The sequence below is a fragment of the Kibdelosporangium philippinense genome, assembly GCF_021390435.2.
Lineage (GTDB): Bacteria > Actinomycetota > Actinomycetes > Mycobacteriales > Pseudonocardiaceae > Kibdelosporangium > Kibdelosporangium philippinense.
Window position 1 is genome coordinate 3,093,700 of the sequence record NZ_JAJVCN010000001.1, and the last position, 19,264, is coordinate 3,112,963.

The following is a 19,264-nucleotide window of genomic DNA, read 5'->3' on the forward strand; positions in this document are numbered from 1 at the left end:
GTCGGGTTCGCACGCCATGCCAGGCTGAGCGGGCAATGTGTGTGAGAGGAGCCATGACCACAATGGACCAACTGCCGTTGGACCTGGGGACACGTTTGTACACTGCCGCTGACTATGCGGCGCTCGGCGAGACCGACTACTGGAGCGAGCTGCAGGAAGGCAAGATCGTCGTATCGCCGCACCCGTCATACAACCATGGGATGGCTTGTTTTGAGCTGAGTGTTCAGTTGCGATCGCAGCTTCCACCGAATCTAGTGGCTCTCCTCGGCTTGGATCTGGACCTCGCGCTCGTCCCCGAGGACCAGCCGGGCACTGTGCGCAGGCCAGATCTCATGATCGTCGACCGGGCGGATCGCAAGAGCGCCTCTGCGGAGGGCCGGTTGTTGCGCGCGTCTGAGGTCGTGCTGGTCGTGGAAACGGTGTCGCCTGGTTCGCGCCGGACTGATTACCGCATCAAGCGCGACGAATACGCGGATGCCGGAATCGAGCACTACTGGATTCTCGATGTGGACGAGCCGATCTCGCTGTTGGCCTTCCATCGCACCGAGGAATTCGGCTACGTCGACAACGGTGAAGCCACCGACACGTTCACCGCCTCGGAGCCGGTGCCGTTGACCATCGATCTGACCACGTTGCTCGACTGATTCAGCCGGTCAGCAGGGGAATGACCTTCTCGCCGAACAACGTGATCGCCTCGAGGACCTCGTGGCGTGGCAAGCCGCCGACGTCGATCAGCACCAGGTGTGCGTCCAATCCCAGCAGCTTCTGCTGAGCGTTGAGCCGTTCGGCCACTTCCGTCGGGGTGCCGCAGATCGCCGCGCCCGCCATCAACTCCTCGACATCGACCTTCTTCCCGTCACCGCGCCATGGGCTGGCGAATGAGGCGTAAACCTCCAAATACGGCCGCCACCGTTCCTGGGCATTGTTTTCAGCGACGAACAAATGGCTCGGCAACGCCACCCGGCCGGGTCGCTGCCGACGGTAATTGGCCACGACATCCACGTATATGCTGGGATCCCGCAATGTGCTCGGCAGCATGAGCGGCATTCCCAGTTCTGCGGCGAAATCGGCGGAATTCGCGGAACCGCTGCCGACCCACAGTGTCGGGTGCGGTTTCTGGATCGGGCGTGGTGTCGTGGTTACGTTCGACAGTGGGCTGCGGAAGGTGCCGTGCCAGCTGACGTTTTCCTCGCGCAACAGCTTCAGCAACAGCCGCAGATACTCATGGAACCGTGGCCGCAGGTCTGACGGCGAGATGCCGAAGGCCACATCCGTCTCGGTCAATACGCCTCGGGCCACGATCAGTTCGGCGCGTCCGTTGGACAGGACGTCGAGGGTGGCGAGTTCTTCGGCGACGCGCACGGGGTCGCGGTGGGCCAGCAGGGTGACGCCGGTGGACAGGCGCAGGGTCGAGGTGTGGGCGGCGATGGTGGCCAGCAGGAGTTCTGGTGCGGAGACGATGTAGCGGGTGAAGTGGTGTTCGCCGATCGCGACGCCGGTGAATCCGGCTTGTTCGGCGACGACTGCCTGGTCGATCATGGCGCGGATGCGGTCCGGCTGGGACAGGCTTTTCCCGGTACGTGGATCCGGCAGATGATCCCCGAGGATCAGCAGGTAGACATCCACGACGAAAGATCCTACCTGTTTGACGGGGTCGGAACGGTTGGGCCGAGCGGAGTTCAGGTGCCTGCTAGATGGCTGGTGCGGTCCACCGTCACCAGCCACGCTGGTGCGCCGTGTGAGCCGTGGAACCGGGTGTGCACGCGCTCGGCATCGATGGCCACGATGTCCCAGCCGCCGTTGAATGCCGCGCGCAGCTCGTCCTGGCTGACCGGATGCGGGCCGGTGTCTGGCCCCTGGTCGCTGAAACACAACACATACACCCGCGCGCCGGGTTCGGTCACTGATGCCAGGTTGGTCACGTACTCGCGTCGTTCGTCGCGGTCGAAGGTATGGAACAACCCGCAGTCCAGCACCGTGGTGAAGGTGCGTCCCAAACCGTCCAGTCGTAACGCGTCCGCGGTGACGAACTCGACCTGTAGGCCACGTTCGGCAGCCTTGGATCGTGCCCGGGCCAGCGCGGTCTCAGCGACGTCGAAGCCGACAACCGGCAGCCCGTGGTGTGCGATGTGCAGGGCGTTCTCGCCTGATCCGCATCCGGCGTCGAGTACGAGGCCGGTGAACCCGCCTTCGGCCGCGATACGCATGACCGCTGGTTGTGGGCCGTCGATGTCCCATGGCGCGGGGCCGTCGTGATAGGAGGCGTCCCATGGCTGGCCGGTCATTCGCTCGTGGCTGGTCGGCTGCCGGGGCATGACCTCATCGTGGCACAGTCTGGGCGTTGTAGGACGATGACCGGATGACCGCCGCTTTTGTTCGCGCCCACACGCGCTTGGGTGTCGCGCCGCACGTTCCGGAGATCCAGCTGTATTTGGCTGAGGACGCGTTCGATCTGTGGGAGCGGGTGGAGGCGGAGGTCGGTGAGAAGGGCTTGGCGCCGCCGTTCTGGGCGTTCGCGTGGGCCGGTGGTCAGGCGTTGGCGCGGTATGTGCTGGACAATCCGTCGCTGGTGGCTGGGCGCAGCGTGCTTGATCTGGCCGCTGGGTGTGGTGTGGTGGCGTTGGCGGCAGCGAAGGCCGGGGCGGCGCGGGTGGTGGCCAACGAGATCGACCAGTTCGCGATCGACGCGATCCGGTTGAACGCTGAGGCCAACGGCGTGGCTGTGGCGACCGAGTTCGGTGACATGGTCGATGGTGATGCCGAGGGCTTTGACGTGGTCCTGGCTGGTGACATCTTCTACGACACGGCCGTCACCTCGCGGATGATGCCGTTCATCCGCCGCCTGCAGGCCCGTGAGGTGACTGTGCTCGTCGGCGATCCTGGCCGCAAGCACCTGCCGCGTGAGCAGTTCACGAAGGTCGCCCAGTACGAGGTGCCGGTGCCGGAAGCCTTGGAAGACGCGGAGATCAAGACCACGACCGTGTGGCGGCCGCGTTAGTCCTGCTGGTGCCGGCTCAGTACCGCGGCGAGCGTGTACACCGGGGAGGAATCCAGCTTGTGGCGTGCCGCGTCGTAGCCTCGGGTGATGCGGATGTCGTTGTGGGACAACAAGTCTTGCACCTTCTCGATGGGTACGCCGTTGGCCAGCAGTGTGGTGGCGACTGTGCGGCGTGAGGTGTGCGGGGTGATGTTGTCCGCGGCGGCGAGCCCGGCCTGTTTGGCGTACCGGCGCAGCGCCAGCCAGACATCGCGTTGCGTCAATGCCCGTCCGCCGGTCTTGCTTGGATCACGTGGATGCGGCGCGGTCACCAGCAGCGGCCCGGACAGCTCGCCCTCACGTTCGCCGCGCACCGCGAGGTAGGCGTCCAACGCGGCCAGTACCGGCGGTGCGAGCGGCACGAAGTCGCGGGTTTGTCCTTTCTTGGTGTACCACAGGATTCGGTGTCCGCGGTCCACTGCGAGATCCGCCACCCGCGCGCTGGTCACTCCGGAGACGCGCAGTCCTGTGTGGAACATCAGCGACAGCAGTGCCGCGTCGCGGTAGGCGGCCTCGCTGCCGATGCGTTGCGCGCGGCTGGTGACGTGATCCAGCAATGCCGCGGTTTCGGTCTCGGCCAACGCGGGGAACGGTGATTGACGGTCCACTTTGGGGCGTTTCACCGCTGAGACCGGGTTGCGTTCGGCCACGTCGTTGTCCTCAAGGTATTGGTACCAGCTGGAAATCGCCGCCAGTCGACGTGCCACAGTGGACGATGAGGCCTTTTTGGGGATGCCGTCCTTTCCGGTCACGGTGATCGTGGCTTTCCAGCCGTCGACATCGGCTCGACGCGCGTCGAGGGGGTCAAGTCCGGTGCGGCGGCACCATTCCAGCCACGCTGCCAGATCCGCGAAGTACGCGCGGCGCGTGTGCTCGGTTTTGTCGGCTTCCAACCACAGCACGGTCAATGCTCTGATTGTGTAGCGGTCGTTGGGGTCCGCTGGTGGCAGGGCGGGCAGCGTCTCCACCGCGTCGGCCAGTATCGCGCGCAACGCGCCCGGTTGCGTGGGATCGGCGGGTTCGATGAGCCGGGAGATCGGTCGGATCAGTTCGCCTGACACGCCTGTTGATCTTAGGGCCGCAGGCCTCTGGTCACCATCGCCAGCAGCCGGTCAGTCAGTTCCGTGTCCTCCGGGTCTTGTTCGCTGGCCAGTGCGATGCCGTTGACCAGCTTCAACAGATCCAGCACGTCGACGTCCGCGCGGACCGCCCCGGCTGCTTTGGCGCGGTCCAGCACCTGCCCGGCCGCGTCGTACACCATCGTGTGACAGCTCTGTGCCAGCGCTGAGCCGCCGGAGCGCAGCGCGCTCATCAACGCGCTGGCCAGGCCCCGGTAGGTGCTGGAGTGGGTGACCAGGCGACGCAGGAAGACCTGCAGGGCCGTGCCCGCGTCCGGCTCGTCCAGCAGGTCGTTCGTGCGGGCGAGCAGGCGTTCCATCTGCACCCGGAACACGGCTTCGACCAGGTCGAGGCGGGTGGGGAAGTGCCGGTAGAGGGTGCCGGAGCCGACCCCGGCGCGTTTGGCGATGTCATCAAGCGGCGCGTCGGTGCCGTGCTCGGCGAACGCCGCCTTCGCCGCGTCCAGCAGCCGCTCGTAGTTGCGGCGCGCGTCGGCTCGCATCGGCTTCGTGTCCACCATTTCCACATTCTGACGGGTTCGGGTGGAGTTGGGCTCACTGAGCATGGGGGGAGATGCGCCCATCGTGCCCTCGCGGAGCCTGTCGTTAGCGTCGGCGCATGGTCCTGGTGCAGCTCGCGTCGCGTTCGATCCGTTACCGTGCAGGAGGTTTCGTCGCCAGCCTGCTGACGCTCGCGCCCCTGAGCGGCGTCACCGAGGCCATGGCGCTCTGCGCGGGTCAAGGCACCGGGCCTGCTGCGCGAAACCCAACCCGCCGCGCAGATCGTCGCCACATTGGTCGAGGACTGCCAGGCCCGACTTCGCCGCTGGTGACCAGGCGTTAACGTGGACCGATGAGCAGGACAGCACAACCGTGGCCGCCCGTGCCCGCCGAGCCGGTGATCGCCCATCCGCAGGCGCCCGCGCCCGGTGAGAAGCTTCCGATGCACTACGCCGAGTGCTTCGGCTGCGGCGACGAACTCGACGGCGGGCTGCACATGCGCTCCACCGTGGGCGAAGGGCAGACCGTACGCGCGCAGTTCACCGTCACCGACGCCCACCAAGGCGCCCCCGGTCTCGCCCACGGCGGACTGCTGGCGTGCGCGTTCGACGAAGCACTCGGCTCCATCGTCGGGAACCTGCTACGCCGTCCCGCCGTGACCGGACGGCTGGAGACCGACTTCCGTCGCCCAGTCCCGGTCGGCTCAACCCTGTTCATCATCGCCCGGCTGGACGGAATGGCTGGGCGCAAGATCTACGTCAGCGCCGACGGCCATCTGGACGCCGAAGACGGCCCGATCGCCGTGCAGGCCCGATCGTTGTTCGTGCTGGTGGACTTCGACCACTTCACAACGCACGGGCACCCGCAGTCGATGGAGAAAATCATGGAAGCCCGGCGCAGAAAGCCAGACAGGGACTGGGACATCAACCCGTGAGAAGCGTGTTGGTGGTGTGACCACGTCACACCACCAACACCGTTATCTAGTTCAGTGGCACTGGCTTACCGGGGTGTAGTAGGCGCCGTACCAGTTCGTGTACGGCTGAGTCGGCAGCCACCACGCGACAGTGACGCCGCCGCGTACTTCGCGGCACGCACCCCACCACTCGCCGGTAACCCGGTGCCGCGGGCGGATGTATTCGACCTGGCGCCCGCAGTTGCGGTACTCGAGACGATCGCCGCCCGGCCGGCTCGACCCACACGGGGCTAACTGAATGCTGCTGTGAGCGGCCGATGCCGGAGCGTCCGCTGTGGCGGCGACGGCTGGCGCGCCGATGCTGAGCAGCGCGATGGCACCTGCGACAAGCATGGTCTTCACGGACTTCATGAGCAGTACTCCCCACCTCGGAGATAATAAGGAAACTTTCCTAACAATCCAACGTCCGGGAGCTGGCGACAACCGCCTGGCAAGACCTTCAAGCAGGGCTGAAGTCCGGACCCTCTCGGCGCCTCCGATGGCAGCACACCCGAGGACATCGCTGCTGCCACAGAACAAATCGGCGCAGAACTCCCGGCAGGCGTCGTCGAATGGTTCACTCTCGTGGGCCGACGACTGCGAGCAGTCCAGGTATCCCGGAGACGCCAAGCACTCTGCTGCGTGACGGCAAGGACAGCGGAATATTCGAGTGAATGACCGCGTCACCTGAGGCGTTTGAGCGCCTGGCGGGGTTGGTTGAGCTTGACCCACCAGGCGGACCGCAGGAGACAGTGCTCGCGTTCAAAGAACTCAGCTCTGCCGAGCGCGCAACGTAACCGGAGACTGCGGCTTCACGACGCGGAGCTTTTGAAGCGGCTGTCGGAGATCTCGGCCGTGTCTGGTCTGCCGCCAACACGGGCGCCACCGTTCTTTTCCCCATCAGGACCACTCGGCCTGATGAGACAATCGCCGCGCTGCAGGGTGTGGTGCCTACTGAGCTGGCACGCAAGGTTGTTGTGGCGATCCGTCCCGAGCAGATCAGCAGATTCCGCGTTGTTCACCCGGCCAGCCGCGCGGAATACCTCCTGCCCGACTGACGCGATCGGTACGAGCCTGCCCTTCCACTTGCAGGATTTTCGCCATGCAGCAAGGCCAACTGTCCGCTGGCATCTGGATTCATGCCTGCCCCGCACCCGAAGTTCTCCTTCCGGCGCACGAGCGGACACCTGGTCGCCGGATTGTCCGACGGCAGCGCGACGTCCAGAACCGGGCACCTACGAGTACTTCTACCTGCCGGGAAATCGGGTTGCAGGGTCCCGTGGGCCTGCTTCGCCGGCCAGGGCTGGGCAGACGCAGCGGAGTTTGCCGGTGGTCTCGACGCTGAGGGCGGCTAGTGCGCAGTCAAGTCAAGTGCCGGACCGCGTGACTGCGCGCGAGCCGGGTCACTCGGAAAGCTTGCGCTCCAACGGAGTCCGGAACCGGGGCGTGACGCGGGCATCGCCGAGCCACTCCTGCAACCGGGTTGCCTCCGCCTCAATCGCCGTCATCACTTCCGCGCCCACATCCTCGAGGAGCTCGACCGCTATCTCGCCGCTGCGGCGTTGAGCCCAGCCGCCGACGATCCTGCCGTCGGACCACACGGTCGGCCCGACATTGCCTGACCGGTCGAACAATGCCGGGCCGTGTCCGCCCAGGAACCAGTCGCGCGACTGCCAGCCCATGGGGGTCGAGTCCAGCCCAGGCAGCAGCGCCACCCATGGCGGGGGATCCGGCACCGGTTCGAGGTCGTCGGCCAGCGCGATCCCCGGCACGCCGTCCATGTCCACCTCGACCGGGCCCAGCTCGGCCAGCGCCTTCTTCGTCTGCCCGACCGTCCATCCTGTCCACCACCGCAGGTCTGAGATCGGCGCGGGCCCGAAGGTCGCCAGCCACCGCCGGGCCAGACATGCCCGCGCGGCCTCCGGGGACCAAGAGGCCTGGTTGGGTAACCAATCGTCCAGCATCGCCCACATGTACTGGCCGCTGAGCCACGAGCCGCGCGGACGGCCGCGCACGATTCGGCCATCCGCGGCCAGCAAACCCAATACCCTAGTGGTGATGAACGCCGTTGTGCCGTAGGCCTTGTCCGGTGCGTACACCAGCGGCGTGCGCAACCGTGGTTCGTCCTCGGCCAGTTGTGCGGCGGTCGCTGAGCCACGGGCGCGCAGCGCCGCGGCCACCGCATCCTCCACTTCGGACAGCCACTCGCCGGTCTTGTCCACCTCGGCGATGTGCTGGACCAGCCCGCGGCGCAGCCGGGCCGCCACATCGCGGCTGCACGCCTCCTGGACCACCGCGACCAGATCGGCGGGCACGACGAACACCGTGCGACGCATCCCCAGCATCCGCACCACCGTGCGATCCTCGTACAACGCCCGTTCGATGCCCAGGCCGTCGGCCACGCGCTGGCGAGCCACGATCGACAGATACACCGTCGCGGGATCAGTCGCGTGCAATGCCACCATCGCCTCGGCCACGTCCACGGCCGTCGCCCCTGTGGCGGCCAATAGATGACGTCGGCCGAGCCTGGCTCGCCGCTGACTGATCCCCATCTTCACGACTCTGTCTTACCAGCCGCTACCGACAATTCCGGCTTCACCACGAGTTCGACCTGGTCACGGCCTGTGTACAGGTCCCAGAGACGCTCGGCCAGATCAGCGGGTTCCAGCAACGGGAAGCCGCCATCCGGCACGAACCGCTGCTGCGCCTCGCTGCCCCGCACAATCCCGCCCACCACCAGCAACCCCGCATACACGCCCGAATCCGCGATCTCCGCGTGCAACGAGTGCACGTAGTTACGCAGCCCCGCCGCGGCCGCCCCGACATTGCTGATCATCGGCACCGGCTCCACCGCCGAGGTCCCCGTCGCGTACAACAGCGTCCCCGACCCGCGCGCCACCATTCCCGGCAACACCAAACCCGTCAGTACGACCGGTGCGACCAGCCGTAACTCCAACTGGAACCGCAACGCCGCCGCGTCAAGACCCACCGGACGCGCCATCACCTCGTCCATCCCGGTCGCCCCGAACGCCACCACATCGATCTCACCGATCTGCGCGACGACCTCAGCCAGGCGGGCATGATCGGTCACATCGGCGGCGAAAGTCGTTGTCTCACCAGCAATCCTGTCCGCCAGAGCGTCCAGTTTGGACGGTGTACGGCCGACGAGCGCGACCCGGAAACCCGCACGGGCAAACCGCCGCGCGGTCGCCAGACCCAGACCGCTGCCCGCGCCGAACACCGCGAGGGTATTGCTCATCCATCGCCCCTTAACTTGAGGATGCTCTCAAGTTAACCGTAACATGAGGGAGACCTCAAGTTCGTAGGATGGAGCCGTGACCAAGCCGCTGCGCCGAGACGCCAAGCACAACCGCGACAAACTGATCGCGGCCGCGACCGTCGTCTTCGCCGAACGGGGGATCGAGGCGCCGCTGGAGGAGATCGCCCGGCAGGCAGGCGTCAGCATCGGCACGCTCTACAACCGGTTTCCCACCCGCGCGGCCTTGTTCGATGCGGTGTTTCCCGACCGTGTGGCCACCAGCCTGCGCTTCGGCGACCAGGCGCTGGCCTGTGAGGACCCGTGGGATGGGTTCGTGCTGTTCGTAACCAAGCTCTGCGAGCTGCAAGCGGTCGACCGCGGCCTCAACGACCTGATCACCCGCCGGTTTCCCGACGCCACCGCCGTGGCCGAGGCGTGCGGCAACGGTCTGGACAAAGCCAGCCAAGTGATCGAACGCGCCCAGCGCGCCGGAGCACTGCGCCCCGACTTCACCTTCGCCGATCTGGTCACCCTCACCTGGGCCAATGCCCGCATCGTCGCCGCGACCCAGGACACCGCGCCCACGGCGTGGCGGCGCCACCTCGCGTTCCTGTTGGACGGCCTGCGCGCCGGCGCCGCTCACCCCGTCGCCGAGCCGCCCTTGACCGCCGAACAGCTCGACGAGGCGATGCGAGCCTGACTCGCGTCCACTACATCGGTCGTAAATATGCTGGTGAATCGACACAAACGTGCTGTGGCGAAAGAACCGGAACAGCATATTTTGCAGCCATGACAAGTGCCGACACACGCGACATGTCCATGGCCCACACCATGTTCCGCCGCGAGTTCGCCGCATTGCCCGCGCTCGTGCGCACCGTCGCCGTAGGAGATACCGAACGCGCGGACGTGGTTGCCGAACACATGGCACCGTGGCGCGAGCACGCGTCATCACAGCACAGCACAGCGCGGACCTCGCAGACATCCTGGACGATGTGAACCGCGCCATGACCCGCTACCAAGCCGCCCCCGAGGTCATCGCCAACACCCTGGCCGCATTCCCGCCGAAGGTACGCGCCACGCTCGAAAAACAAGGAACAGGGATTTCGCCGCCTACTCCCAGCGCGTCCACGGCCCACCGACACCGGCGAAACACACCACCAGGTAACTCGGCGAAATCGCGCCAGAACCGGCCGTGACAATGATCAACGTCGGTAGGTTGTCCGTGCAATTCACCCATTCACGGCGTAAACGCCTGGTTGCGCCGTTCGGACGTAGCTGTGGTCTAGACCTCAATCTAACGTGGTCTGAACCATACCGTCGCCGCTGCAAGCGCGAGGAGAACCATGTCGAGGAAGAGATGGGGTGCCGCGATCCTGGCCGGTGCCTTATCCATCGGGTTAACGGTCGCCGTGTCCCCGGCGCAGGCCCATGACTATGGCAACGGTGTCCGCACCGTCGGGTACTACACGCAGTGGAGCATCTACGACCGCAATATCCCGGTTAAATACCTGGTCGACAACGGAAGCGCCGCCAAGCTCAGCCACCTGAACTACGCCTTCAGTTTCCTGGACGAGCAAGGCAAGTGCATCAGTTCCGACGCATGGGCCGACTACCAGCGGCCCGTGCCTGCCGAGCAGGCCGTCAACGGCAAGGCCGACGAAGCCGGCCAGGCCCTGATGGGCAATCTCAACCAGATCAAGCAGCTGAAGGCGAAATTCCCCAAGCTGCGCGCGTACATCTCGATCGGTGGCTGGACCGGGTCGAAGTACTTCTCCAACGCCGCGCTGACCCCGGAATCCCGGGCAGCGCACGTGAAGTCCTGCATCGACATGTGGCTCAAGGGCGACCTGCCGGGCGCGCCGGCCGGTGCGGCCAAGGATGTGTTCGACGGTGTCGATCTGGACTGGGAGTGGCCCGCCACCGACGGTGCCCCTGGCAACGTCGTGCGTCCCGAGGACAAGCAGAACTTCACCAAGCTGCTGTTCGAATACCGGCTGCAGCTGCTCAAGCTCGGCTTCCTCAACCACAAGACCTACGACCTCACCGCGTTCCTGCCTGCCAACCGCGGCGCGCTGGACCGTGGATACGAGGTCAGCACGATCTTCAAGCTGCTGACCTTCGCCACCGTGCAGGGGTATGACTACCACGGCACGTGGGAGCAGATCACCAACCAGCAGTCGGCGATCCGTGCTCCCGAAGGCGACCCGACCTCACCGCCGGACAACAGCAAGATCGTGGTCGACGCCTACCTGGAGCGGGGCGCGCCGAAGGACAAGATCGTGCTCGGTGTGCCGTACTACGGCCGTGGCTGGACTGGCGTGACCAACCAGAACAACGGCCTGTTCCAGCAGTCGACCGGCCCGGCGAAGGCGACATACGAGCCGGGTGCCGACGACTACCGGGTGCTCAAGAACCTGGTGGGGCAGAACGGTTTCAAGCTCTACCGGGACGCGAAGGCCGGGCACGCCTGGCTGTTCGACGGCACCACGTTCTGGACCTTCGACGACCCGATCGAGATCAAGCGCAAGGGCCAGTTCATCCGTGACCGCAGGCTCGGTGGCGCGATGATCTGGTCGCTGGACGGCGACACCCCGCAGGGCGAGCTGAGCAACGCACTCGCCAGCGGCCTGCGTCGCTAGAAAACACTCGTGAGTGGTTAGCCGAGTTCTAACTCGGCTAACCACTCACGAGGTTTATTCGCCCATGTAGAGCTTGCTGACCGCCTCCTGTGCGGCGCGCGCGGTGTCCTGCGGGGTGCCCGCGGCGATGCTGGCGTCGGCCCACTGCGCACTGCTGGCCCGGATGAAGTCCTTGCCCTCTGGCGAGGCCATCCACTCCATGCCCTTCTCCGGCGGCACGGACGTGTCGGACGCCAGGTGCAACGCGAGCCCCAGCACCATCGAGTCCCAGCCGATGCCGACCGCGCCCGGCCCGAACTGCGCCCACATGTCGTCATCGACGTGCGCGACATGCTCGAGCTCGAAACGTGAGCGCCCGTCCGGATCCGTGGAGAGGCGCACCTCGATCCACGACACCTGGCCATTCATCTCCCAGGTCGCCGCGAAACTCTTTGGCGGATCGCAGCGCTCAACCACGCCGCCTGCGTTGCCCACGAGCTGATAGCGCCCGCCGACGGTGAGCTCCCCGGTGATCGGCAGGAACCAGCGGGGGATCCGCTCGATGCTCGTACACGCGTCCCACAGGTCATCGAGATCGGTGTCGTAGGCCTGGCTGATGGTGAGCACCCGGGCTTCACCGGCTTCCAGCGCGCGCGTGCCGATCGCCCGTCGAACAGCGCTGATCTGGTGGTTTACGTCGACCATGGCGCGAAAGTTACAGGCGTGGCTTATATAAGTCAACAGCGAACATTACGTGTCGCGATCTTGCCCGTGCGCGCCGTCGGCAAGCCCTGATTTAGGCTGATGTCTCATGTCGGCGACACGGCTGCTGGTACTCGGGGTGGTGCGCGGATACGGGCGCGCCCACGGCTATCTGATCGGCAACGACCTACTGGCCTGGGGTGCCGACCAGTGGGCCAACGTCAAATGGGGCTCGATCTACCACGCGCTCAAACAGCTGACCAAAAGCGGCTCGCTGATCGAGGACTTCCTAGCCACCCGCACCGAGTACGAGCTGACCGAACGCGGCGAACTGGAGTTCCAGAAGCTGCTGCGCAACGCCTTCCGCCGTCCCGAGCACCGCCCCGACATGCTCGGTGCCGGTCTGGCGCTACTGCCCGCGCTGACCCGTCAAGACGCGATCGCCCTGCTACGTGAACGCCTCGCCGCGCTGGAGGCGCAGCGCGACGACGCCGAGGTGCAGCTGCGTAAATCCCAAGGCCCCCAACACGTCTGGGAGCTCTACACACTGTGGGGCCACTCCGCCGACTCCGGCATTGAATGGACCCAAGGCCTGCTCACCCGCCTGGAAGAAGGCAAGTACGCGATGGCGGGCGAACCAGGATCACCCGGCAAACCCGGCAGCTGGCACGAGCTCATCGAGCCATGACCGGCTCGTTGTGGTGGGACCTGCTCATCGGCGTCAGCGCGGCGTTGCTGCTGGCCTGGGTCGCGCTCGCGGTCACCCTGCTGATCGTGCGCCCGCGCGGCAATCTCCTGCGTGAAGCGCTGCGGCTGCTGCCCGACGTGCTGCGCCTGGTCCGTCGGCTGGCCGCCGACACGGCCCTGCCGAAAGGCGTGCGGATCCGGCTCGGGTTGCTGCTGGCCTATCTGGCCATGCCGATCGACCTGATCCCCGACTTCATCCCCGTCCTGGGCTATGCCGATGACGCCATCATCGTCACCGCCGTGCTGCGGGCCGTCGTGCGCCGCGCGGGCATCGACGCCGTGCGCCGCCACTGGCCTGGCACCGACGACGGCTTCGCGGCCCTGACCCGGCTCACCCGGCTCGAGCCCCGCTGAACGCGCCGGCCGCGACCAGGCGTTTGCATGAAACGGACGAAGTGATGCATACTCCCCGCCCGGCATTCAAGTTTTAATATGGAGTGGGGTACTCGAATGGCCGAAGGATTAGCGGTCGTCGCTGAGGGATTGCGCAAGCGGTACGGCGACCACAACGCACTGGACGGGTTCGATCTGACCGTGGCGGAGGGCACGGTCTGCGGACTGCTGGGACCCAACGGCGCGGGCAAGACCACCGCGGTACGGATCCTCGCGACACTGCTGCAGTTCGACGGGGGACGCGCGCAGGTCGCGGGCATGGACGTGGCCACCAAGGCCAAGGAGGTGAAGCGGCGGATCGGGCTGGTCGGCCAGCACGCCGCGGTCGACGAGATCCTGTCCGGCAAACAGAACCTGGAGATGTTCGGCCGCCTGTTCCACCTCTCACCAGCCCACGCGCGGCGGCGGGCGGACGAGCTGCTCGAGCATTTCGGGCTGACCGACGCGGCCACCCGACCAGCCAAGACCTACTCCGGCGGGATGCGCAGGCGCCTGGACATCGCCGCCAGCATGATCCTCGCGCCACGGGTGCTGTTCCTCGACGAACCCACCACCGGCCTGGATCCCCGCAGCCGCAGCGAGGTCTGGCAGGCCGCGCGCGACATGGTCGCCACCGGCACCTCAGTCCTGCTGACCACGCAGTATCTGGACGAAGCCGACCAGCTGGCCGATCGGATCTCGGTGATCAACCACGGCAGCGTGATCGCCGAAGGCACCCCCGACCAGCTCAAAACCACGCTCGGCGGCGACCGCGTCGACGTCGTCGTGCACTCGGACACCGAACTCGCCCGAGCCGCCGAGCTGATCGGCAAGATCGCGGGCGCCACCGTCGCGATCGACCACGACACCCGCCAGGTCAGCGTGCCGGTGACCGACCGGGTCACCGCGCTGATCGACGTGGCGCAGACCCTCAAGACCGCCGAGATCGACATCGAGGACATCGAGCTGCGCCGCCCGACCCTCGACGAGGTGTTCCTGTCGTTGACCGCCACCAAGCAGGCCGCGGCATGAGGTGGGCACTGGCTGACGGCTGGACCATCACCCGCCGCGAACTCATCCACTGGGTGCGTGAACCCGGATCGGTGCTGTTCGGGCTCGCGTTCACGGTCATGATCGCGTTGATCTTCGGCTACCTGCTCGGTGGCGCGATGACCGTGCCCGGCGGCGGGAACTACCGGGAATTCCTGATGCCCGGCATGTTCGCGATGAACATGCTCTTCGGCATCGGCACGACGATGACCGCCATCGCCCAGGACATCACCCAAGGCGTGACCGACCGGTTCCGCTCCATGCCGATGTCACCCGCGGCCGTGCTGCTGGGCCGCAGCTTCGCCGACATGATCGACTCGGTGCTGCTGCTGTCCGTGCTGATCGCGTGCGGCCTGGCGATGGGCTGGCAGAGCAACGGCAGCGCGGGCGACACCGCGCTGGCGATCGCGCTGCTGCTGATGCTGCGGTTCGCGTTCATCTGGGTCGGCATCTTCGCCGGACTGATGGCAGGCAACCAGGCCATGGTCACCGCCATCCAGACCATGGAGTTCCCGATCGGGTTCCTGTCCAGCGCGTTCATCCCGCCAAGCACCATGCCCAGCTGGCTGGGCGCGATCGCCGAATGGAACCCGCTGTCCTCGACCGTCGCCGCGATCAGGGAACTGTTCGCCAACCCCGGCATCGGCGGCGACTCGTGGGTCACACAGAACGCCATACTGATGGCAGTGATCTGGCCACTGGCCATGATCGCGATCTTCTCCCCCTTGGCGGTGCGGCGTTACCGGAGGTTGAGCCGTTGATCGAGTTCGAACCGGCGGACCCGCCACGGGCGAGCCAGTTCGTCTTCCGGGACTCGGACGGCGACGTCCGGGTCCCGGTCGGCGCCGCGTTGCCCACGCTCCTGCGCGATGCACAGTGGGGGCCGCGTGCCCAGCGGGCCTTGCGGCTGGTCGCGGCGGGCAAGATCGTGCCCGCCATCTCACCCGCCGGATACGACACCTGGCGGATCGACGGTGAGGGCGATGAGTTCGACAACGCCGTCGCCGACACGCTGCCGCGTACCCCGGCCGCGCTGCTTGTCCTGGGCGGGCAGGCCTTCGCCGCGTCCGAGCCGCAGCAGATGCAGCACGGCTCGCTTGATGCCACCGTGCGCGTTGCGCTGCGGCTCACGATCGATCTGGACACCGCGCAATTCCTTGCCACACTGGACTTCCCGGGCGAGTGGAACGCCGCGACCATGCTCGCGGTCCGCCGGGCCACACCCGCGTGGCCGGTGCTGGAACGGTTCCTCGACGACACCGAACCCGGCACGCTGCTGCTCGGGGACCCAGAGATCGGCGAATTGCTCGGCGGCGCCATCCAGCGCCTGCACGACGCGGGCATCGACGTGCGGTGGCCCAGCGAGGTCGCGCGTTCCTTGGCCGCCCGAGCGGTGATCAGCGGCGGGCCCGGCGGCGAGGTCGACCTGAACTGGCAGGTCACCCTTGGCGGGCAAGCCCTGTCGGACGCCGAGATCGAGGTGCTCGCCGACGCGCACCGGCCGCTCGTGCGGCTGCGTGACCAGTGGCTGCTCGTCGATCCCACGCTCGCGCGGCACGCTCGCGACCGCACCCTCAAACCCATGCCCACCCTCGAGGCGCTCGGTGCCGCGCTGACCGGCACGGCCCACATCGACGGCCACGATGTACCCGCGATCGCCACCGGGTGGCTGGAATCGTTGCGGCAGCGAATATCCGACCCCGCCGAGGACGACGTGGCGCAACCCGCCGCGCTGACCGCGACCCTGCGCGACTACCAGCTGCGCGGCCTGCGCTGGCTCGACCGGATGACCTCGCTCGGCCTCGGCGGCTGCCTGGCCGACGACATGGGCCTGGGCAAGACGATCACCCTGATCGCGTTGCACCTGCGGCGCGGATCCAAACCCACACTCGTGGTCTGCCCGGCCTCGCTGTTGGGCAACTGGGAACGCGAGATCACCAAGTTCGCGCCCGGCACGCCCGTCCGGCGCTTCCACGGCAGCGCCCGCAACCTCGACGACCTCGACGGCGGGTTCGTGCTCACCACCTACAGCACGATGCGCCTCGACGCGGAAACCCTGGCCCGCCACGAATGGGACCTGCTGGTCGCCGACGAAGCCCAGCACGTCAAAAACCCCGGATCCGGCACCGCCAAAGCGCTGCGCACCATCCCGTCCGCCGCGCGCGTGGCGTTGACCGGCACGCCCGTGGAGAACAACCTCTCCGAACTCTGGGCCATCCTCGACTGGACCACCCCGGGCCTGCTCGGGCCGCTGGCGGCGTTCCGGACCCGCTGGGACGGCAACCCCACCGGCCTTGCCCCGCTGGTTCGGCCGTTTCTGTTGCGGCGCCGCAAATCCGACCCCGGTATCGCGCCGGAGCTGCCGCCCAAGACCGAGACCGACCGGCCGGTGCCGCTCACCCGTGAACAAGCGGGCCTGTATCAGGCGCTGGTCGACGAGGTGATGGCACAGATCAAAGCCAGCAGCGGGATCGCCCGCCGCGGCCTGATCATGAAACTGCTCACCGGGCTCAAACAGATCTGCAACCACCCCGCGCAGTTCCTCAAAGAACCCAAAGCCCAGCTGCCCGGCCGGTCGGGCAAGCTGGAGCTGCTGGACGAACTGCTCGCCACGATCCTGGCCGAAGACGGATCCGTGCTCGTGTTCACCCAATACGTGACCATGGCCCGGCTGCTGGAACGGCACCTACGCGACCACGGCGTCACCACCCAACTGCTGCACGGCGGCACACCCGTGCCCGCGCGCGAGGACATGGTGCGCCGATTCCAGAACGGCGAAGCGCCCGTGTTCCTGCTGTCGCTCAAAGCCGCGGGCACCGGGCTCAACCTCACCCGCGCCGACCATGTCGTGCACTACGACCGCTGGTGGAACCCGGCCGTGGAAGACCAGGCCAGCGACCGCGCGTCCCGCATCGGCCAAACCCGGCCCGTGCAGGTCCACCGGCTGATCGCCGAAGGCACCCTGGAAGACCGGATCGCCGAAATGCTGCGGGAAAAGAAGAAACTCGCCGACGCCGTGCTGGGCACCGGTGAGGCCGCGCTGACCGAGCTGTCCGACGCGGACCTGGCTGAGCTGATCGAACTGAGGGGGACCTGGTGACCGATGTTCGAGGGTTTCCCGCGTTCCCCGCAGGCGCACGCCGCCGCGCCCGCTTCGCCCGATCCTGGTGGGGCAACGCGTGGATCACCGCGATCGAAGACGCCGCACTGGACTCCGACCAGATGCGCATCGGCCGCAAATACGCCTACGCCGGGCAAGTCGGCCCGATCACCGTCAGCCCAGGCCGCATCGCCGCGACCGTCTACGGCAGCGACCGCACCCCGCACACCACAACCGTCCACATCGCACAACTCACCGACACCGAATGGACCCGGCTGCTTGACTGGGTCGCCGCCAAATCCGGCTACATCGCCGCCCTGCTCGACAAGGACATGCCACACGACCTCACCGCCGCGCAGATCCCGATCCTGCCCCAGCTGACCGACCTGGAACCGGACTGTGACTGCGAAGGCTGGGAACTGCCCTGCCGGCACGCGGCCGCACTGTCCTATCAGGTCGCGTGGCTGCTGGACGAAGACCCGTTCGTGCTGCTGCTCATCCGCGGCCGCGGCGAACAAGACCTGCTGGATGAGCTGCAACTACGCAACGGGCCACCCCCGTCGATGCTGCGCTACCTGGTCACCGACGCCGCCGCGCGTGCCCAAGCCCTGCTCGACGGCCGGGAAGCGGTTGAGCTCACCGAATGGCAGGACACCGTGCGATGGGCCGCGACCTACCCCGCGCTCGCCGGGCAATTGGCGTCCTGCACCGGGCGCGACCTCACCCACGCGGTCCGCGCCTGGAACTACGGCGGCCTCACCGGGCTCGAAGTGCTGGAAACCACGTGGCGGCCCAGCAAAACCGACCTCGCCAAGGCCGCGACCGCACTGTCGGGAGAGGACATCCCGCCGCTCGATCAGTCCCGCAACCACTGGACCGGCACACAGGCACAACTGCGACTGGGCAAGGACGGCCGCTGGTACCCCTACCGGCGTCAGGACGGCGAATGGCTGCCCGCCGGGCCACCCGAAACCGACCCAGCGACCGCTTTGCTGGCAATCTGAAGAAACCCGTCCAGCACGGTGACCGCGTGGCCGGTCAAATGCACCCGGTCACCGTGCACCTCGGTGCGCACCACGCCCGTCCGCCTTGAGGCCTGCAACCCAACCAAGCTCGTTTTGCCCGTGCGGCTGGCCCAATACGGCGCCAGCGCGGTGTGCGCGCTGCCCGTCACCGGGTCCTCCCGGATCCCATCCTGAGGCGCGAAAAACCGGGACACGAAGTCGTACTCGGCCGACCGCGCTGTCACGATCACGCCCCGAATGCCCTGCTCCCGCTCGATCCGCGCGATCGACAGCAGATCCGGGCGCAAGCCACGCACAGTGTCCTCATCGGACAGCACCACCAGCAGATCACCCAAGGCGCCAGTCCGGTACACAGCCACCGGCCGCGTGCCCAATGCTTCGGCCAACCCGGCGGGTTCTTCGGCTTCTTCGAGGCTCGCCGCCGGGAAATCGAGCGTGATCGTGCCGTCGTCAAAGCTGTGCGCCACAAGGATTCCACTGCGCGTGCTGAACCTGACCGTCGCCGATGTGCCACGATCCTCGTGCAGCGCGTGCGCTGTGGCCAGGGTGGCGTGACCGCACAGGTCGGTCTCGACCTCTGGGGTGAACCAGCGCAACGCGTAGTCCGCGTCAGGATCGTCGACCGGATGCGCGAACGCGGTCTCGGACAGGTTCATCTCCGCCGCCACCTGCCGCATCCAGCCCTCATCCGGCCAGGTGTCCTCCAACAGGCACACGGCCGCCGGGTTGCCACGAAACGGTTGGTCGCTGAACGCGTCGATGATCCGGATTCGCATGCCTCGA

General features: G+C 66.9%; 22 protein-coding genes. 13 read left to right on the forward strand and 9 right to left on the reverse strand.

All coding sequences use genetic code 11. The annotated features are described in order from the left end of the window. The first annotated feature begins 53 nt into the window (after nucleotides 1–53). Entirely contained in the window at nucleotides 54–644 is a 591-nt protein-coding gene (locus LWC34_RS14195; protein ID WP_233725517.1) for a Uma2 family endonuclease, read from the forward strand. Nucleotide 645: 1 nt separating this feature from the next. On the opposite strand, the gene LWC34_RS14200 is transcribed toward LWC34_RS14195, so the two are convergent. After that, nucleotides 646–1,626: an LLM class flavin-dependent oxidoreductase gene (locus LWC34_RS14200; RefSeq protein ID WP_233725518.1), complete on the reverse strand. Its 981-nt coding sequence runs from the start codon at nucleotides 1,624–1,626 to the stop codon at nucleotides 646–648. Between the two features lie 53 nt (nucleotides 1,627–1,679). Further along, complete coding sequence (locus tag LWC34_RS14205) at nucleotides 1,680–2,315, reverse strand: class I SAM-dependent methyltransferase (protein WP_233725519.1); 636 nt, start codon at nucleotides 2,313–2,315, stop codon at nucleotides 1,680–1,682. 44 nt (nucleotides 2,316–2,359) lie between these two features. Between LWC34_RS14205 and LWC34_RS14210 the strand changes: the two genes are divergently transcribed. Then, nucleotides 2,360–2,998: a class I SAM-dependent methyltransferase gene (locus LWC34_RS14210; protein WP_233725520.1), complete on the forward strand. Its 639-nt coding sequence runs from the start codon at nucleotides 2,360–2,362 to the stop codon at nucleotides 2,996–2,998. On the opposite strand, the gene LWC34_RS14215 is transcribed toward LWC34_RS14210, so the two are convergent. Both LWC34_RS14215 and LWC34_RS14220 read right to left on the reverse strand, forming a co-directional pair. Further along, nucleotides 2,995–4,098 carry a tyrosine-type recombinase/integrase gene (locus tag LWC34_RS14215; RefSeq protein ID WP_233725521.1) on the reverse strand — a complete coding sequence of 368 codons (1,104 nt, stop codon included), beginning with the start codon at nucleotides 4,096–4,098 and terminating at the stop codon, nucleotides 2,995–2,997. The two genes, LWC34_RS14210 and LWC34_RS14215, sit on opposite strands and share 4 nt — an antisense overlap. Nucleotides 4,099–4,109: 11 nt before the next feature. Further along, entirely contained in the window at nucleotides 4,110–4,676 is a 567-nt protein-coding gene (locus LWC34_RS14220; protein ID WP_233725522.1) for a TetR/AcrR family transcriptional regulator, read from the reverse strand. A 332-nt stretch (nucleotides 4,677–5,008) separates the two neighbouring features. On the opposite strand from LWC34_RS14220, the gene LWC34_RS14225 reads away from it, so the two are divergent. Next, entirely contained in the window at nucleotides 5,009–5,590 is a 582-nt protein-coding gene (locus LWC34_RS14225) for a PaaI family thioesterase (RefSeq protein WP_233725523.1), read from the forward strand. Nucleotides 5,591–5,641: 51 nt separating this feature from the next. On the opposite strand, the gene LWC34_RS14230 is transcribed toward LWC34_RS14225, so the two are convergent. After that, nucleotides 5,642–5,980: a hypothetical protein gene (locus LWC34_RS14230; RefSeq protein WP_233725524.1), complete on the reverse strand. Its 339-nt coding sequence runs from the start codon at nucleotides 5,978–5,980 to the stop codon at nucleotides 5,642–5,644. Nucleotides 5,981–6,747: 767 nt separating this feature from the next. Between LWC34_RS14230 and LWC34_RS14235 the strand changes: the two genes are divergently transcribed. Beyond that, the gene (locus LWC34_RS14235) at nucleotides 6,748–6,963 is read left to right on the forward strand and encodes a hypothetical protein (protein ID WP_233725525.1); all 216 of its coding nucleotides are present in this window, start codon (nucleotides 6,748–6,750) and stop codon (nucleotides 6,961–6,963) included. A 48-nt stretch (nucleotides 6,964–7,011) separates the two neighbouring features. On the opposite strand, the gene LWC34_RS14240 is transcribed toward LWC34_RS14235, so the two are convergent. After that, nucleotides 7,012–8,160, reverse strand: a complete 1,149-nt coding sequence (locus LWC34_RS14240) for a winged helix DNA-binding domain-containing protein (RefSeq protein ID WP_233725526.1) — start codon at nucleotides 8,158–8,160, stop codon at nucleotides 7,012–7,014. A 2-nt stretch (nucleotides 8,161–8,162) separates the two neighbouring features. Next, nucleotides 8,163–8,867: an SDR family oxidoreductase gene (locus LWC34_RS14245; protein ID WP_233725527.1), complete on the reverse strand. Its 705-nt coding sequence runs from the start codon at nucleotides 8,865–8,867 to the stop codon at nucleotides 8,163–8,165. Nucleotides 8,868–8,943: 76 nt separating this feature from the next. Here LWC34_RS14245 and LWC34_RS14250 point away from each other — a divergent pair, with 76 nt between their 5' ends. The 3 genes from LWC34_RS14250 (at nucleotide 8,944) to LWC34_RS14260 (ending at nucleotide 11,506) form a co-directional block, all read left to right on the forward strand. After that, nucleotides 8,944–9,567, forward strand: a complete 624-nt coding sequence (locus LWC34_RS14250) for a TetR/AcrR family transcriptional regulator (protein ID WP_233725528.1) — start codon at nucleotides 8,944–8,946, stop codon at nucleotides 9,565–9,567. An 89-nt stretch (nucleotides 9,568–9,656) separates the two neighbouring features. Further along, nucleotides 9,657–9,863, forward strand: a complete 207-nt coding sequence (locus LWC34_RS14255; RefSeq protein WP_233725529.1) for a hypothetical protein — start codon at nucleotides 9,657–9,659, stop codon at nucleotides 9,861–9,863. 347 nt (nucleotides 9,864–10,210) lie between these two features. Then, nucleotides 10,211–11,506 (forward strand): glycoside hydrolase family 18 protein, encoded by a 1,296-nt coding sequence (locus LWC34_RS14260; RefSeq protein WP_233725530.1) that lies wholly within the window; start codon nucleotides 10,211–10,213, stop codon nucleotides 11,504–11,506. A gap of 54 nt (nucleotides 11,507–11,560) precedes the next feature. Here the strand turns inward: LWC34_RS14260 and LWC34_RS14265 are convergent, their stop codons facing one another. Continuing rightward, complete coding sequence (locus LWC34_RS14265; RefSeq protein WP_233725531.1) at nucleotides 11,561–12,190, reverse strand: SRPBCC family protein; 630 nt, start codon at nucleotides 12,188–12,190, stop codon at nucleotides 11,561–11,563. A gap of 106 nt (nucleotides 12,191–12,296) precedes the next feature. Between LWC34_RS14265 and LWC34_RS14270 the strand changes: the two genes are divergently transcribed. From LWC34_RS14270 to LWC34_RS14295, 6 genes are all read left to right on the forward strand, one after another. Next, nucleotides 12,297–12,875, forward strand: a complete 579-nt coding sequence (locus LWC34_RS14270) for a PadR family transcriptional regulator (protein ID WP_233725532.1) — start codon at nucleotides 12,297–12,299, stop codon at nucleotides 12,873–12,875. Then, nucleotides 12,872–13,288, forward strand: coding sequence for a YkvA family protein (locus LWC34_RS14275; RefSeq protein WP_233725533.1), 417 nt, complete (start codon nucleotides 12,872–12,874; stop codon nucleotides 13,286–13,288). Before LWC34_RS14270 ends, LWC34_RS14275 begins: the two co-directional genes overlap by 4 nt. 96 nt (nucleotides 13,289–13,384) lie before the next feature. Then, nucleotides 13,385–14,338 (forward strand): ATP-binding cassette domain-containing protein, encoded by a 954-nt coding sequence (locus LWC34_RS14280; RefSeq protein ID WP_233725534.1) that lies wholly within the window; start codon nucleotides 13,385–13,387, stop codon nucleotides 14,336–14,338. Then, nucleotides 14,335–15,117, forward strand: coding sequence for an ABC transporter permease (locus tag LWC34_RS14285; protein WP_233725535.1), 783 nt, complete (start codon nucleotides 14,335–14,337; stop codon nucleotides 15,115–15,117). Before LWC34_RS14280 ends, LWC34_RS14285 begins: the two co-directional genes overlap by 4 nt. After that, nucleotides 15,114–17,456, forward strand: a complete 2,343-nt coding sequence (locus LWC34_RS14290; RefSeq protein WP_233725536.1) for a DEAD/DEAH box helicase — start codon at nucleotides 15,114–15,116, stop codon at nucleotides 17,454–17,456. Before LWC34_RS14285 ends, LWC34_RS14290 begins: the two co-directional genes overlap by 4 nt. Beyond that, nucleotides 17,453–18,460, forward strand: a complete 1,008-nt coding sequence (locus LWC34_RS14295; RefSeq protein ID WP_233725537.1) for an SWIM zinc finger family protein — start codon at nucleotides 17,453–17,455, stop codon at nucleotides 18,458–18,460. Before LWC34_RS14290 ends, LWC34_RS14295 begins: the two co-directional genes overlap by 4 nt. Here the strand turns inward: LWC34_RS14295 and LWC34_RS14300 are convergent. Next, nucleotides 18,391–19,257, reverse strand: a complete 867-nt coding sequence (locus LWC34_RS14300; RefSeq protein ID WP_233725538.1) for a PhzF family phenazine biosynthesis protein — start codon at nucleotides 19,255–19,257, stop codon at nucleotides 18,391–18,393. The genes LWC34_RS14295 and LWC34_RS14300 overlap by 70 nt on opposite strands. Nucleotides 19,258–19,264 lie beyond the last annotated feature (7 nt).